Source organism: Murdochiella vaginalis (genome assembly GCF_902381775.1).
GTDB lineage: Bacteria > Bacillota > Clostridia > Tissierellales > Peptoniphilaceae > Murdochiella > Murdochiella vaginalis.
The window spans coordinates 1-15,777 of sequence record NZ_LR698969.1 but is presented as its reverse complement, the minus strand read 5'-3'; the positions used below and the strand labels follow the sequence as shown (position 1 = coordinate 15,777).

Below are 15,777 nucleotides of genomic sequence, written 5' to 3'. Positions count from 1 at the left end.
CGTTGACCTAGCGGCGGACCTTTCGCCGTGGACTTTGCCGATATGGCAGAAAGGAGCATTATGAAAATTACAGAGCGCTTGGAAGCCTTGCGCAAGCAAATGGCTCAACGGGATTTGGAAGCGTACATCGTTCCTACCGCAGACCCCCATCAATCGGAATACGTGCCGGATTATTACAAGACACGTGTATTTATGAGCGGCTTTACCGGATCTGCCGGCACCTTGGTGGTGACTCGAAAAGAGGCCGGACTGTGGACGGACAGTCGCTATTTTCTGCAAGCCGCAGAGCAATTGAAGGGATCGGGAATTACCCTCTATCGCATGGGCATCGATCAGAAAATGGAAGATTTCCTGCGAGAAAACGTCTCCCCGTTTGGAAAAATCGGCTTCGACGGGATGTGCTTCTCGGTTTCACGCTACCGTGCGTTGGCAGAAGCCATGGGCAAACGCGTTCTGGTCATTGATGTGGACTATATTTCGGACATTTGGACCGATCGTCCGGCGTTGCCTTCCAAACAGGCGTTTTTCCTGGATAAGGCGTATTCCGGCGCTACGATTGAAGAAAAGCTGCGCATTTTGCGCTTTATGTTGCGTGATCGTGATTGCGACTACACCTTTATCAGCGGCCTGGATGATATCGCGTATCTCTATAATATTCGCGGCTATGACGTGGAAGACACCCCGGTGGTGTTGAGCTATGCTCTTGTTTCGGAAGACGAAGCCAAGCTCTTTGTGAATATGGAAAAGATGACTCCGGAAATTCAGACGAGCTTGGCAGAAGCCGGCGTTGAAATTTTGGATTACGATTCGATTGGGTCGGCTTTGGCGGAAATTGCCGGCCAGAAGATTGTCTATCTCGACCCCAATTATACGAGCATCACGCTTTTCCGTTGCCTGCGTGAAAACGTGAAAATTCAGCAGGGCACCAACCTCACCTCGCTGATGAAGGCCATCAAAAACGAGACCGAAATTTCCAATATGAAAGAAGCGTACATCAAAGACGGCATCGCATTGACCAAGTTCTTCAACTGGGTGGAAACGGGTGCACCTTCCCGCGCGGTCAATGAGCGTGCGGCGGTACGCAAATTGCATGAATTACGCGCGGAGCAGGAGCATTTCCTGATGGACAGCTTCGGTGCGATCATTGGCTTTGGCCCCAACGCGGCCATCGTCCATTATAATCCGATGCTCAGCAAAACCACGGCGACCATCGAACCCAAGGGGATGCTGCTGGTGGATAGCGGCGGCCATTATCTGGAAGGCACGACCGACATCACCCGCACGGTAGCCATGGGACCGCTGACCGATGAGGAACGCGAAGATTACACCTTGGTATTAAAGGCACACATTGCCGGCATGACGGCGGTTTTCCCGAAGGGAACGCCGGGCATCTATGTGTCTTCCCTCACCATGTCGCCGCTGTACCAGGCCCACAAAACCTACTTCCACGGTACGGGACACGGCGTCGGCCATATTTTGGCCGTCCATGAAGGCCCGCAGTCGTTTACGAATGTTCCGAGAGGGGGCGGCATCGTGGAGCTGGCTCCGGGCATGGTCACCTCGATGGAACCGGGTCTCTACATTGCTGGCAAACACGGCATTCGTATCGAATCCATCACCCTCTGCGTAGAGAAGGAAACCAACGAGTTCGGCACTTGGTATGCCTTGGAAGCTCTCACCTGGGTGCCCATCGACACGCGACCGGTCAAGGTGGACATGCTCACGGAGGAAGAGCTGCAGTGGCTCAACAACTACAACGCCACCTGCTTTGAAAAACTCTCGCCGCATCTGGAAGACGAGGATCTGCGGTACTTGACGGCACGCTGCAAGCCGCTTGAACGCGAGACGAGGGAATGAAGGATTTTTCCGAGGAGCTAAAACGCGTCCCGGAATCGCCGGGCGTGTATCTGATGCGCGATGCCCACAATGTCATCATTTATGTGGGAAAGGCCATTTCGCTGCGTCGGCGCGTGCGCTCCTATTTCACGCCCTCTTCTCACGGCAAGAGCCCGAAGGTGCTTGCCATGGTGGAGCACGTGGATCATTTTGAATACATCGTCGTGGACAACGAGGTGGAAGCACTGGTGCTGGAATCCAATTTCATCAAACAGCATCGGCCACACTATAATATTCTGCTACGCGACGACAAGCAGTATCCCTATATCTGCATTCCGAAGGAACGCTATCCGCGCCTTCTGAAAGTGCGGCAGGTCAAATCGAACGGCGCCACATACTTCGGCCCGTTTCCGAATGCCTATGCCGTCAATGACACCATTCGTCTTTTTCAGCGCCTTTTCGGTCTGCGCACCTGCCGTCTGGATTTTGACCGCGGTGCGCGCCTGAAAAGGCCTTGTCTCAATTATGACTTAGGCCAGTGCCCGGCGCCTTGTGTGGGCTTGGCGGACGAAGAGGAATATCTGGCGCAGGTGCGTCAGGTGGAAGACGTGCTCAAAGGAAACGATCGGGCCATCCGTGCACAGTGGACGCAGGAGATGGTTGCCGCATCGGAGGCGCTTGACTATGAACGAGCAGCGCGCTTTCGGGATGCGCTTTACAATCTTGACGCCTTGCAGGAGAAACAAAAAGTGACGCTCGCGCGTGGCAAAGATGCGGATGTGATTGCCATGGCCCGCAGCGGCGCGCAGGTGATTATGCAGGTGTTTTTCGTCCGCGGCGGAAAGGTCGTGGATCGACGCACGTTTCGTATTCAGGAAGAATATCAGGAAGAAGAAAAAGCAATTCTCGGCTCGTTTTTAAAACAGTTTTATCTGGACGCGACCTATATTCCCGGCGAACTTTTTATGGCAGTGTTGCCGGAAGAGGAAGCGGCCATTGCGGCTTTTCTGAGCGAGCGAAAAGGGCGGACGGTACAATTGCGGGTGCCGAAGCGAGGCGATAAACTGGCACTCCTGCGCACAGCCCAGGCCAATGCGGAGGAACAGCTAACGAAAGCGTTGGCACGCGAAGAACGAAAAGAACGCAACAAAGATGCCGGCATTCGCGCGCTGGAAACGATTGTCGGTCGCGAGCTTTCCCGTGTCGAGGCGTATGATATTTCCAATGTTTCCGGGGTACAAAACGTCGGCGCCATGGTGGTGTTTCACAGAGAACGCAAAGAGCCGAAAGAATACCGCAAGTTTAAAATTCAAAGTGTCGAAGGCAGTGATGATTATGCCTCCCAGCGCGAGATGCTTTCCCGGCGCATTGCCCACGGCTTACGCGATCGCGAGGCCGGAAAGACGAACACCGGCTTTGGCGTTTTGCCTTCCGTGATCCTGATGGACGGGGGGAAGGGGCATGTGCATGTGGCCGAAGAAGTGCTTCGCGCGCAACATTTGGATATTCCCGTTGTCGGCATGGTCAAAGACGATCGTCATGTGACGCGTGCGTTGTTTTATAAGGAACAGGAGTGGGAGCTGGATACGCGCTCGCCGCTTTATCACTATCTCTATGTGGTACAGGAAGAGGTGCACCGGTTTGCCATCACGTATCATAGACGGCTGCGCTCCAGCGCCATGACACAATCCGCCTTGGACGGCATTGCAGGAATCGGCAAGAAGCGCCGCACGGCCCTGCTTCGTGCGTTCGGATCTCTTGAGCGCATGCAGGAGGCTTCCGTGGAAGAGCTTTCTTCGGTGGAAGGGATGACCCGCACGGCTGCGCAGGCGGTTTGGAACTACTTTCAACAGGAAGCACAATACAAGACGCGAGACGAGCAGAAAGAGGAGTAGCGATGGAAGGCGAAAATCGAACCGTAAAATTGTCCGAACTGGTGGAAAAAACCGGGTTGGAAGTGGTGTCGCGCTCGACAGATTATGAAGACATCATCATCAAGGGTGCGGACGTCAACCGTCCTGGCCTGCAATTGGCCGGCTTCATGGAGAATTTTCCTTGGGGGCGTTTGCAGATCATCGGGCGCGTGGAATACATTTATTACATGCAACTTTCTCCACAACTGCGCTATGAACGCTTTCGCGGACTTTTTTCCTATCCGATTCCGGCGCTCATTTATTCGTATGACCAGGCCATCACGGATGATATTTTAGATTTGGCGAACTATTACAACAAAACGGTTTTGCGCACGCCGCTGCAGACTACCAAGTTGGTAGCAGAGATGAACCAGGAGCTGGAAAAATTGCTGGCGCCGCGCACCACGGTGCATGCCGGACTCATGGATGTCTTCGGAACTGGCGTGCTCATTCAGGGCAAGAGTGCAGTGGGAAAATCCGAAACGGGCTTGGACCTCTTGATTCGCGGGCATCGGCTGGTAGCGGATGATGTGGTGGAGCTGACGCGTGTGGACAACAGCTTGATCGGGCAGGCTCCGGAAAATATTCGTCATTATATGGAAATTCGCGGGCTCGGCATTCTGGACATTCGTCGACTTTATGGCATTGGATCGGTCAAAGAGGAAACAGAAATTGAAATGGTTATTAAGCTGGAAGATTGGCAGGATGACAAAGAATACGATCGTCTCGGCATCACGGATGAGTACACTGAGATTTTAGGCGTCCGCCTTCCGGCCATTACCGTGCCGGTGAAGCCGGGACGCAATCTCGGCATGATCATCGAAGTGGCGGTGCGCAATAACCGTCTCAAACAAATGGGGTATAACGCCGCATTGGAGTTAAACAATCGCCTGATTGAAGAGTCGAATCGCCAGGCACGGGAAGAGGGCGTGCAATAGGATCGTGAAAAAGCGCGAAATCGGTGGGAAATCGCGGATCGTGGTGTGCGGGATGATGATCCCTATTGGGCGAAAGTTTGACGGAAGAACGGCTTTATTTTATACTTTAAGGTAGTTCTAAAAGATGGAGAACAGTGGGGATTTCCCCAGAAAACGGCAGGATGGCCGCGGAGAAAGTCAGGAGTAACTATGGTCCAAAAATTCAAAACAATGGATGGCAACGAAGCTGCTGCTTACGTTTCGTACGCGTTTACGGAAGTGGCAACGATCTATCCGATCACCCCTTCGTCCCCGATGCCGGAGCACGTCGACACCTGGGCGGCTAACGGGATGAACAACATTTTCGGCAAACCGGTGCATGTGGTGGAGATGCAATCCGAAGCCGGCGCGGCGGGGGCCGTGCATGGCTCGCTTGCCGCCGGGGCGCTGACGAGCACCTACACGGCGTCACAGGGCTTATTGCTCATGATTCCGGATATGTACAAGATCGCCGGTGAGAATTTGCCGGGCGTCTTCCATGTGGCGGCACGTGCTGTGGCCAGCCATGCGCTCTCCATTTACGGAGATCATTCCGACATCAACTCGGCGCGTATGACAGGCTTTGCGTTCCTTTGCTCCAGCTCGGTACAGGAAGTTATGGATCTGGGTGCGGTAGCGCATTTGAGTGCCATTGAAGGTTCTTTGCCGTTCTGCCATTTCTTTGATGGCTTCCGTACGTCGCACGAAATTAACAAAGTTGCGGTTTGGGACTTCAAAGACCTGGATGAAATGGTGGATCACAAAGCGATTCAGGCGTTCCGTGACCGTTCGATGAATCCGAATCGTCCCAAGACGATGGGGACTGCGCAGTCTCCGGATATTTTCTTCCAGAATCTGGAAGCCTCGAACCGTTTCTATGAAGACATTATCCCCATTGTGGAAAAGAATATGGCTAAGGTCTCCGAAAAGACCGGCCGTTCCTATCATCTGTTTGATTACTACGGCGATCCCGAAGCGGAAAACGTCGTGGTGCTCATGGGATCTGCCTGCGAGGCTATGGAAGAGGTCATTGATGCCGAGGCCGAAAAGGGCAATAAGCTTGGCATGGTGAAGGTACGCCTCTATCGTCCGTTCAGCCGCAAGCACTTCCTTGAAGCGCTCCCGAAGAACGTGAAGAAGATTGCCGTTCTGGACCGCACGAAGGAAAAAGGCGCTCTGGGCGAACCGCTCTACATGGATGTCTGCGCGGCGCTTTACGATGCGGATATTCATCCGCTGGTCGTCGGCGGACGCTACGGCATGGGTTCCAAGGATACCATTCCGACGCATCTTCTGGCCGTATTCCGCAACCTGGAAAAAGACGAGCCCAAGAATCACTTCACCATTTCGATTGAAGATGACGTGACCAATCTCTCGTTGGATCAATCGGAAGTGCTGCACATTCGTGAAGAGGGAACGACCCGTTGCAAGTTCTGGGGTTTCGGTTCCGACGGTACGGTCGGCGCGAACAAACAGGCGATCAAGATTATCGGCGATAACACCGATCAGAATGCGCAGGGCTATTTCTTCTACGATTCGAAGAAATCCGGCGGTTTGACCATTTCCCATCTGCGTTTCGGCAAGAACAAGATTCGTTCCACCTATCTCTTGGATGAAGCGGATTTCGTTTCCTGCTCGAAGCAGGCGTATGTCCATCAATATGATCTGTTACGCGGCCTAAAAAAAGGTGGCGTGTTCCTGCTGAACTGCACATGGTCGAAGGAAGAGCTGGATTCGCATCTGCCGGGACAGATGAAGCGCTATCTGGCTCAAAACGATATTCAGTTCTACATTATTAATGCCTCCAAGCTGGCACAGGATATCGGTCTGGGCAACCGTACGAACATGATTGTTCAATCGGCGTTCTTCAAGCTGTCCGGCGTACTTCCCGTTGAGGAAGCGGTGGCACATTTGAAGGATTCCATCGTGAAAGCCTATGGCCACAAGGGCGAAGACATTGTGAACATGAATAACAAGGCGGTTGACCTTGGAATCGAAGCGCTTGAGAAGGTGGACATTCCGGCCGCATGGGCCAATGCAGAGGACGAGGTCGTGGATCTTTCGGGAACGCCCGACTTCTTTAAGAAAGTGGTGCGCCCGATGCTTCGCAACGAAGGCGACGATCTTCCGGTATCGGCGTTTGTCGGCCGTGAGGACGGACACTGGGATGCCGGCACTGCTCAATACGAGAAGCGCGGCATTGCCCTCTATGTTCCGGAATGGCAGATTGACAACTGCATTCAGTGTAACCAGTGTGCGTATGTTTGCCCGCACGCGGTTATTCGTCCGTTCCTGCTAAATGAAGATGACCAGAAGAATGCGCCGGAAGGCTTTGTTTCCAAGAAAGCCATCGGCAAGGGAATGGAAGGACTCAATTTCCGTATTCAGGTTTCGCAGCTGGACTGCACGGGCTGCGGAAACTGTGCAGATGTCTGCCCGGCCAAGACCAAGGCGCTCATCATGAAACCGTTCGAAGAGCAATATGAAGCACAGAAGGGCTTCTGGGAATATGCGCATGAGAAGGTTGGCTATAAAGAAGATGTCATGCCGGATACGACGGTTAAAGGCTCGCAGTTCAAGCAATCCTTGCTGGAATTCTCCGGCGCCTGCGCAGGCTGCGGCGAAACGCCGTATGCACGTCTTTTGACACAGCTCTTCGGCGATCGCATGCTCATCGCGAACGCCACCGGCTGCTCCTCCATTTGGGGCGCTTCGGCACCGTCTACGCCGTACACGGTCGATGCCAACGGCTGTGGCCCGACGTGGGGTAACTCGCTCTTTGAAGATGCTGCAGAATATGGCTATGGCATGTTGCTGGCGACGGAATCCAACCGTGACCTGGTGGAGACCAAGATGAAGCAATTCCTGGACCTCAAGATCGATTCGCCACTGAACGACTTGTTCCATGCCTGGATGGAAGGCAAGGGCGACTATCGTGCCTCCAAAGCCGCTACGGCGGACATTTTGGAAGTGGCCAAGGCGGGCGTCAACAATGCCGAAGGACAAAAACTCCTCGACGAAATTGTCGACCTGAAAGATTACATGACCAAGAAGTCCCAGTGGATCTTCGGCGGTGATGGTTGGGCCTTTGATATCGGATACGGCGGATTGGATCACGTTCTTGCTTCGGGCAAGGATGTCAACGTCCTCGTTATGAACACCGAGGTCTACTCCAACACCGGCGGTCAGTCCTCAAAGGCGACGCCGCTCGCTGCGATTGCGCAGTTTGCCGCTTCCGGTAAACGCATTAAGTCCAAGGATTTGGGCCTCATGCAGTCCACTTACGGTTATGTCTACGTTGCCCAAATCGCTATGGGCGCGAACCAGAACCAGACGATCAAAGCACTGCGCGAAGCGGAAGCCTACGACGGACCGTCCCTCATCATCGCCTATGCACCGTGCATCAACCACGGCATCCGCATCGGCATGGGCAAGAGCCAAGAACGCGAGAAGCAGGCTGTCGAAGCCGGTTACTGGCATCTGTGGCGCTACAATCCGCTTCTGGCCCAAGAAGGCAAGAACCCGTTCCAGCTGGATTCCAAAGAGCCCACAGCCGACTTCCAAGAGTTCCTGATGGGTGAGGTTCGTTACTCCTCCCTCAAACGCAACTTCCCGAAGGCGGCCAACGAACTCTACGTCGCTGCCGAACAGGCTGCGAAGGAACGCTACGAGAATTACAAGCGCTTAGCGGCGATTGAGTACTAAGGAATGAGACACGTGCCGGGTTTGTGAACGGCCAAAGAAACAAAATTTATTCAGGAAGAGCACCAAGCACAAATCTTGTGTTTGGTGCTCTTTTTAGGGTAATCTTATGACATATGAGATATAGGGAGGAGCTTGCGAATGATCAACACGAATCAGCGTACGGAACTGCATTCAGGAGCGTATGGCATGGTCACGGAAAACGTGCGCCTGTCTTCGCTGACCACATTTCATTTGGGCGGTCCGTGCGATCTGTTAATCGAGGTGACTTCCGAGAAAGAAGCGTTGCGTACCATCCGATATTTGCGAAGCAATGACATTCCTTTTATGATCCTTGGCAACGGATCGAATCTGTTGGTGCGCGATGGCGGGCTGGATGGTGTGGTGGTCAAGATGGGCACGGCATTTTCCGATGTGACAGTGAATGGTAACGTAGTTACGGCGCAGGCCGGCGCGGCGCTGGCAAAAGTGGCACAGGCAAGTTTTCAGGCGGGCCTTACCGGTATGGAAGCTCTTGCCGGTATCCCTGGCACGGTGGGCGGCGGCGTGATCATGAATGCGGGCGCGTATGAACGCGAAATGAAGAATGTGGTTTCTTCCCTTCATGCCATCAATCAAAACAATGCATTATGCACGTTGACACGCGAAGAGATGAATATGGGCTATCGTACCTCGCGCATGATGCAGGAGGGGATGGTCGTTACCGAGGTTACCTTTACGCTCGAGCCCGGAAACCCGGAGGCCATTCGCGCGAAAGCGGAAGAATATGCCCTGCGTCGCCGCACGAAGCAACCGTTGGATAAGTATTCTGCAGGATCGACGTTTAAGCGACCGCAAGGGCATTTCGCAGGCGCCCTGATTGAACAGGCGGGACTGCGGGGCTATGCTATTCGTGGGGCACAGGTTTCGGAAAAGCATTGCGGGTTTCTCATCAATAATGGCGAAGCGAAAGCAGCAGATGTGTTGGAGCTGATCGCATATGTGCAGGATACAGTGAAAAAACAATCCGGCGTGGACTTGGAGCCGGAAGTGCGTATTATCGGCAAAGAATAAAGTGGAAAAATCGCTCCATCGCATGGCATTGCGTCGGAACGGAGCACGGGGCGTCGGAAAGGAGGCGGATCACATGAAAATGGTTATTGTCACAGGCATGAGCGGTGCGGGAAAGAGTTCTGCATTGCGTTTGTTTGAGGACATGGGATACTATTGCATGGATAATATTCCGCCGCGCTTGATCAATAATTTTCTGGATTTGACCAGAAGTGCTTCGAAGCCCATGAATCGCATCGCTTTAGGCGTGGATATCCGTGGCGGTGCCTTTTTTGAGGATTTGCAGTCCACCGTGGAAGCCCTGAAAAAAGAAAAAGATCTGGATGTGACCACCCTGTTTCTGACCGCCTCGGACGAAACTCTGGTGCGTCGCTATAAGGAATTGCGTCGTCCGCACCCCATGGACAAAGCGGGCAATATATTTGACGGTATTCAACGAGAGAAGAACTTCCTGGAGCATCTGCTGCAGTCGTCGGATGTGGTGATAGACACCACGGATAAGACCTTGGGCGAATTAAAGGAACAAATTGATCTTCTGTTTTTGCCGCAAGGAGAGAAACCGGCGCTTCTGATCTCCGTCATGTCTTTCGGCTATAAACACGGCATCGTATTGGATGCCGACTTGGTCTTTGATGTACGCTTTGTCAACAATCCGTTTTACATTCCGGAGTTGCGCCATCAGACGGGTTTAGAGGAACCCTTGCGCGATTATGTAATGCAATTCCCCGAAACCGAGCGTTTCTTAGCAAAAACGCTGGATTTACTTTCTTTTCTGATCCCTCTTTACATACGGGAAGGAAAGCGGACGCTGACCATCGCTTTAGGATGCACGGGCGGTCGCCATCGCTCTGTCGTCATGGCGGAGATACTGGCCCAAAGGCTGGGCGAACGATATCCGGGCGTGAGTGTTTCGCATCGCGATCGCCGCTATTGGAAAGATTCTGCACAGAAAGGAGGGGCACGATGAAAGAAACCAGCGCCGGTGGCGTCATCGTCAAAGGAAAAGAAGTGCTTGTCCTGCGTAAATTTCGTGGAGACTGGGTGCTGCCAAAAGGACGCATCGAGGCTGGCGAAACGCTGGAAGAAACGGCATTGCGCGAAGTGAATGAAGAAAGCGGTCTCACTTGTCGCGTGGGCAAGTACATCGGCTTTGTGCGATATAACTATGCGAAACCGAACGGTATAGAAGTACACAAGACCGTTCATTATTATACGATGACGGCAGAGGGTGGAACGATGAAGCCGCAGCGAGAAGAGGGCTTTTGCGATTCGGCATTCATGCCCTGGAGAAAAGCGGTAAAACTGCTTCGCCACGACTCCGAGCGCAACATGGTGCGCCAAGCCTTTACAGGTGTTGCGGCCTCTCCCAAAAAGGACCCATTCTCTCCGGAGAAGAAATTATGAGTTTTTCCTACGATACAAAAAGTGAATGCGCACGTTTACCCGTGCATTCCAAAATAGAAGCTCTGTTGGAGCTTTCCGCCATGGCGCGGCTGAACGCCGCCATGGTCATCAATCGCGATGGACATCATCTCCGTTTTTTTTCCGAGCATCCCGAGGTGATCAGCTGTGTAGCCAACCTGTCGCGTTTTTTATTGCAAACGGAAGGCGAAATTCGTTCGCAGCAGGATGAGCGGCTGCAAAAGAAGCCCGTCTATTATATGGATCTTCCGGAAAAAAAAACGGAGACGCTTTTAGAGCAAAGCGGGGTGGACCTTTTCGGCCATGCGACACAAAGTCGCGAGGCCATATTCGGACGCCTTCGCGTAGAGGCAAATGCCTGTGCGTATCTGCGCGGCGCCTTCTTGGCTGCGGGCTCGGTGGTGGATCCGGAAAAGTCCTATCATTTGGAAGTGGTCACAAAAAACGCTTGGGATGGCGAAATTCTGGAACACGTTTTTCGTACGCTTTCGCTTCCTGCCAAGCAAACCAAGCGTGGCGCATTTACGGTATACTATTTCAAAGATTCCGAGGCAATTTCCGATATGATGATTGCGATGGGCGCTTCGGCGTCCATGCTGGCATTGGAAAATGTCAAAATCAAAAAAGAGTTAAAAAATGAAATCAACCGCAAATCCAATGCGGAAACCGCCAATCTGGACAAACAGTATCAGGCGGCGCTGGAACAAATTCGCGCTATTCACTGTATTGATGAAAAACGCGGATTAGAAAGTCTGTCGGAATCCTTACGTGCTGTAGCACAAGCGCGGCTTGAGCACCCCATGGCAAATCTCAGACAACTGGGAGAGCAGTTGAATCCGCCTTTAAGCAAGTCCGGCGTTATGCATCGCATGCGTCGCCTGCTGGAAGAGGCATCGATGTTGGAGGAAAAATGAATCCCTATAATAAGGAAGAAGATCCGCGCGCACGTGGTTCGCGTGGCCCAGAAAAACGCCGTCGTTTTCCGGATGATGCATATGAACAGGAATCGACCGAGGATACGATGCCTTTGACGGTGGCAGATGTGCGACGGGCGATGCGCGCCGACCAAGCTGCGCGCCAGGCACGAAACGCCGAAGAAGCGAACGAGGGCTATCGGTATCGCCCTACTTCGGCAAATGTGCCGAATGAGGGAAAGCCCCGTAAAAAGAAGAGCTGTTTGGGCCGCTTGTTTCGTCTTTTTCTACTTCTTCTTGTTGTCTCTACGATCGCGCTTGCAATCTATCTGTTTCTTTGGGATCAGGAAAAGGAAGCCTTGCCGGTACCGGCGGCGGACGAAGGCAATACCTTGGCTCCCATTCAGGATGACCTTCTTGTTCTGCTGGCCGGCGTAGATGATACCGGCAGTGGACAGCCTCAGCGAACGGATACACTTTTGCTGTTGCGTTTTGCGTTTAAGGAGGGACGCCTGATCGGCTTGTCCATTCCTCGCGATTCGCGCGTTTATGTGAAAGGCGAGCTTGATAAGATCAATCATGCGCATGCGTATGGCGGCATAGAGCTTACCATGAAAACCATTCGGGATTTTCTGGGCGTCGACCTGGATTACTATGTTGAGGTGGACTATGAGACGGTGAAGGCCGTCGTGGATGCGGCTGGCGGCGTGCGTTATGACGTTCCGGAAAAGGCGGCGCCGGTTCCCGGGGAGATACATCGCGTGGGCGACCATGTGCTGGACGGCCCGGAAGCGCTCAGTTTTTTGCGCCATCGTCAAGGCTATCGCAATGGAGACCTGGATCGCGTAAAAGCACAGCAGGCCTTTATTCGGGAAACGGCCAAGCAAGTGGTATCTCCGCTGCGTTTCTATCGCTATCCATTGGTATTGCACGCTTTCCGCACGAATGCCAAGACGAACCTTCCGGCGCTTCCCTTATTGCCGAAAGCTCCGGGCGTGCTGCTTTCGGGTTTATCGAATATGGAGCTGCATACCGTTCCGGGCGACGGGCAAATGATTGATGGTGTAAGCTACTATGTCGTGGACAGCGAAGACACCGAGGAGTTGGTCAATGAATTATTTGCTCCGTTTGTCTTCTAGAGGGAGGAGGGCGGATGAATTGGATTCAATCATTCGAGCTTCTTTGCTACGCAATTACCCTTGTGTTTTTCATGGATCTGCTTCAAAACAACAAAAGGAATGAGTTTTTTCTATTTTTATCCGCTGCTTTTGCGGGTTTTGCGTTGGAGCTTTTGGCGGTCCGCCTTACCGGAATTTATCATTATAGTCGTGATTTTTTCATTCAGATCGGCCCGGAACCATATCAGTTTCCTTTCTTTGGAGGGCTGATGTGGGGCACTCTGGCGGTATGCTCCTTGCGGATCGCACAGAAATTTTCCTTATCGAAAGTAAGGACCGCTCTCTTATCCGGCTGGCTGATTGTTTCGTTTGACCTTCTTTTAGATGTTGCGGCGATTCGCCTTAACGGCGGCTTTTGGGTTTGGGATGGCCGGCCCATAACATTAGAAATGAACCACCATCTGTTCATGAGTGTGATCTGGGTTAATTTTCTTGGCTATCTTTTTGAAACTCCCACCGTTGTTTACCTATGGCTTGCTCAACAGGAAAAAGGTGAAAAAAACCTCTTGCGCGCATTGGGCAACGCCATATGGATTGGCTTGGCAGGCGTTGGCGTAGTAGGCCTCGCCTCTGCTGTTTCTTTATGGCTGGATCAGTGGAGTGATGAGTGGTTTAGCTTTCTGGCGTTTGCAATCATTTGGATTGCTGTGTTTATCCGTATCATCCTCTACTTGGTGCGTCACAGAAAAAACATTGCATGGGAAACGAAAAAAGATAAAGCCTTGCTATTCACGTGGGGAACTCTTTATTCCTATTGCTTGGCGGCATTGATCGAGCTCCAAATACTGCAGGAAATTCCTTTATATGCGCTCTTTGCGATATCCATGCTGGGGCTGACCTTGCTATTAAGTATGATTCGTATTGAACAAACGCAAGAAGCACTCTAGCGCAGGCATGGATATAGGGAAGACCGAGAATAACGAAAACACGGCGCATTCGAAAAAAATACAATTTAGTGTTGACAGACATTTAATCGGGTGGTAACATACTCAAGTCGCGCCGAAAAGGACGGACGTTTGAAAAAGAAAAAGATAAAATAAAAGCTATTTTTTCTTGACAAGTACTTTATGGCGTGATAGACTATTCAAGCACTCCCAAAAAGGGAGAGCGCGAACCTTCAAAAGTGAATACGTGAATAACTTTGAGTTAAAAATAATTCAAACAACAAATTTAGAGTCAAGATATTGGCTCTCAAAACTTTTTTTGAGAGTTTGATCCTGGCTCAGGATAAACGCTGGCGGCGTGCGTAACACATGCAAGTCGAACGAGAATGTGCTGACGGAACCTTCGGGGGAAGATAGCGCAGGAAAGTGGCGGATGGGTGAGTAACGCGTAAGAAACCTGCCTTTCACACCGGGATAGCAGCTGGAAACGGCTATTAATACCGGATGATACTTTTTCATCGCATGGTGAGAAGGTCAAAGAATTTCGGTGAAAGATGGTCTTGCGTCTGATTAGCTCGTTGGTGGGGTAACGGCCTACCAAGGCGACGATCAGTAGCCGGCCTGAGAGGGTGTACGGCCACATTGGGACTGAGACACGGCCCAAACTCCTACGGGAGGCAGCAGTGGGGAATTTTGCACAATGGAGGAAACTCTGATGCAGCGACGCCGCGTGAACGAAGAAGGTTTTCGGATCGTAAAGTTCTGTCCTGGGTGAAGATAATGACGGTAATCCAGGAGGAAGCCCCGGCTAACTACGTGCCAGCAGCCGCGGTAATACGTAGGGGGCGAGCGTTGTTCGGAATTATTGGGCGTAAAGGGTACGTAGGCGGCTTGTTAAGTTTGGCGTTAAATTCTGGGGCTCAACCCCAGCAAGCGTTGAAAACTGGCGAGCTTGAGTAGTAGAGGGGACAGTGGAATTCCTAGTGTAGCGGTGAAATGCGTAGAGATTAGGAAGAATACCGGTGGCGAAGGCGACTGTCTGGATACATACTGACGCTGAGGTACGAAAGCGTGGGGAGCAAACAGGATTAGATACCCTGGTAGTCCACGCCCTAAACGATGAGTGCTAGGTGTCGGGAGTCAAATCTCGGTGCCGCCGTTAACACAGTAAGCACTCCGCCTGGGGAGTACGCACGCAAGTGTGAAACTCAAAGGAATTGACGGGGACCCGCACAAGTAGCGGAGCATGTGGTTTAATTCGAAGCAACGCGAAGAACCTTACCAGGGCTTGACATAACAGTGACGGGTTAAGAGATTAACCGTTCCCTTCGGGGACACTGCTACAGGTGGTGCATGGTTGTCGTCAGCTCGTGTCGTGAGATGTTGGGTTAAGTCCCGCAACGAGCGCAACCCTTGTCGTTAGTTGCCAGCATTAAGTTGGGGACTCTAGCGAGACTGCCGGTGATAAACCGGAGGAAGGTGGGGATGACGTCAAATCATCATGCCCTTTATGTCCTGGGCTACACACGTGCTACAATGGCCGAAAACAGCGTGAAGCAACCTCGTGAGAGCAAGCGAACCACGAAAAGTCGGTCTCAGTTCGGACTGTAGGCTGCAACTCGCCTACACGAAGTCGGAGTTACTAGTAATCGCGAATCAGCATGTCGCGGTGAATGCGTTCCCGGGTCTTGTACACACCGCCCGTCACACCATGGAAGTTGGTAATACCCGAAGCCGCTGAGCGAACAATTGGCGCAGGCGTCGAAGGTAGGATCAATGACTGGGGTGAAGTCGTAACAAGGTAGCCGTAGGAGAACCTGCGGCTGGATCACCTCCTTTCTAAGGAAGCGAGAAGAGAGGAAGGATGGAGATACACGGAGGAAGAAATTCGGAAAAGGCCGTTACCAAACGGAAGAAGTACG

General features: G+C 52.3%; 10 protein-coding genes and 1 rRNA gene. All 11 read left to right on the top strand.

Going from position 1 to position 15,777, the window contains the following annotated elements; translation table 11 throughout:
* The first annotated feature begins 60 nt into the window (after positions 1-60).
* The 11 genes from FXY30_RS00055 (at position 61) to FXY30_RS00005 (ending at position 15,694) form a co-directional block, all read left to right on the top strand.
* Positions 61-1,857, top strand: a complete 1,797-nt coding sequence (locus FXY30_RS00055) for an aminopeptidase P family protein (protein ID WP_071704812.1) — start codon at positions 61-63, stop codon at positions 1,855-1,857.
* On the top strand, positions 1,854-3,731 hold the full coding sequence (gene uvrC, locus FXY30_RS00050) for an excinuclease ABC subunit UvrC (RefSeq protein WP_071704811.1): 1,878 nt from the start codon (positions 1,854-1,856) through the stop codon (positions 3,729-3,731). The genes FXY30_RS00055 and uvrC overlap by 4 nt, the downstream gene beginning before the upstream one ends.
* Before the next feature lie 2 nt (positions 3,732-3,733).
* On the top strand, positions 3,734-4,687 hold the full coding sequence (hprK, locus tag FXY30_RS00045; protein ID WP_071704810.1) for an HPr(Ser) kinase/phosphatase: 954 nt from the start codon (positions 3,734-3,736) through the stop codon (positions 4,685-4,687).
* Between the two features lie 189 nt (positions 4,688-4,876).
* On the top strand, positions 4,877-8,410 hold the full coding sequence (gene nifJ / locus FXY30_RS00040; RefSeq protein ID WP_071704809.1) for a pyruvate:ferredoxin (flavodoxin) oxidoreductase: 3,534 nt from the start codon (positions 4,877-4,879) through the stop codon (positions 8,408-8,410).
* A 138-nt stretch (positions 8,411-8,548) separates the two neighbouring features.
* Positions 8,549-9,460: a UDP-N-acetylmuramate dehydrogenase gene (gene murB / locus FXY30_RS00035; protein WP_071704808.1), complete on the top strand. Its 912-nt coding sequence runs from the start codon at positions 8,549-8,551 to the stop codon at positions 9,458-9,460.
* A gap of 73 nt (positions 9,461-9,533) precedes the next feature.
* Positions 9,534-10,424, top strand: coding sequence for an RNase adapter RapZ (gene rapZ / locus FXY30_RS00030; RefSeq protein WP_071706014.1), 891 nt, complete (start codon positions 9,534-9,536; stop codon positions 10,422-10,424).
* On the top strand, positions 10,421-10,861 hold the full coding sequence (locus FXY30_RS00025) for an NUDIX hydrolase (RefSeq protein ID WP_071704807.1): 441 nt from the start codon (positions 10,421-10,423) through the stop codon (positions 10,859-10,861). The genes rapZ and FXY30_RS00025 overlap by 4 nt, the downstream gene beginning before the upstream one ends.
* Complete coding sequence (gene whiA, locus FXY30_RS00020) at positions 10,858-11,793, top strand: DNA-binding protein WhiA (protein WP_071704806.1); 936 nt, start codon at positions 10,858-10,860, stop codon at positions 11,791-11,793. Before FXY30_RS00025 ends, whiA begins: the two co-directional genes overlap by 4 nt.
* Positions 11,790-12,932 (top strand): LCP family protein, encoded by a 1,143-nt coding sequence (locus FXY30_RS00015; RefSeq protein WP_071704805.1) that lies wholly within the window; start codon positions 11,790-11,792, stop codon positions 12,930-12,932. The genes whiA and FXY30_RS00015 overlap by 4 nt, the downstream gene beginning before the upstream one ends.
* A 14-nt stretch (positions 12,933-12,946) precedes the next feature.
* Entirely contained in the window at positions 12,947-13,858 is a 912-nt protein-coding gene (locus tag FXY30_RS00010) for a DUF422 domain-containing protein (RefSeq protein ID WP_071704804.1), read from the top strand.
* 312 nt (positions 13,859-14,170) lie between these two features.
* A 16S ribosomal RNA gene (locus FXY30_RS00005) occupies positions 14,171-15,694 on the top strand.
* Positions 15,695-15,777 lie beyond the last annotated feature (83 nt).

Bases quoted from the DNA above. Each gene is read 5' to 3' on its own strand.
- FXY30_RS00015 (WP_071704805.1), top strand. From the start codon at position 11,790: ATGAATCCCTATAATAAGGAAGAAGATCCGCGCGCACGTGGTTCGCGT.
- FXY30_RS00055 (WP_071704812.1), top strand. From the start codon at position 61: ATGAAAATTACAGAGCGCTTGGAAGCCTTGCGCAAGCAAATGGCTCAA.
- nifJ (WP_071704809.1), top strand. From the start codon at position 4,877: ATGGTCCAAAAATTCAAAACAATGGATGGCAACGAAGCTGCTGCTTAC.
- FXY30_RS00025 (WP_071704807.1), top strand. From the start codon at position 10,421: ATGAAAGAAACCAGCGCCGGTGGCGTCATCGTCAAAGGAAAAGAAGTG.
- FXY30_RS00010 (WP_071704804.1), top strand. From the start codon at position 12,947: ATGAATTGGATTCAATCATTCGAGCTTCTTTGCTACGCAATTACCCTT.
- murB (WP_071704808.1), top strand. From the start codon at position 8,549: ATGATCAACACGAATCAGCGTACGGAACTGCATTCAGGAGCGTATGGC.
- uvrC (WP_071704811.1), top strand. From the start codon at position 1,854: ATGAAGGATTTTTCCGAGGAGCTAAAACGCGTCCCGGAATCGCCGGGC.
- whiA (WP_071704806.1), top strand. From the start codon at position 10,858: ATGAGTTTTTCCTACGATACAAAAAGTGAATGCGCACGTTTACCCGTG.
- hprK (WP_071704810.1), top strand. From the start codon at position 3,734: ATGGAAGGCGAAAATCGAACCGTAAAATTGTCCGAACTGGTGGAAAAA.
- rapZ (WP_071706014.1), top strand. From the start codon at position 9,534: ATGAAAATGGTTATTGTCACAGGCATGAGCGGTGCGGGAAAGAGTTCT.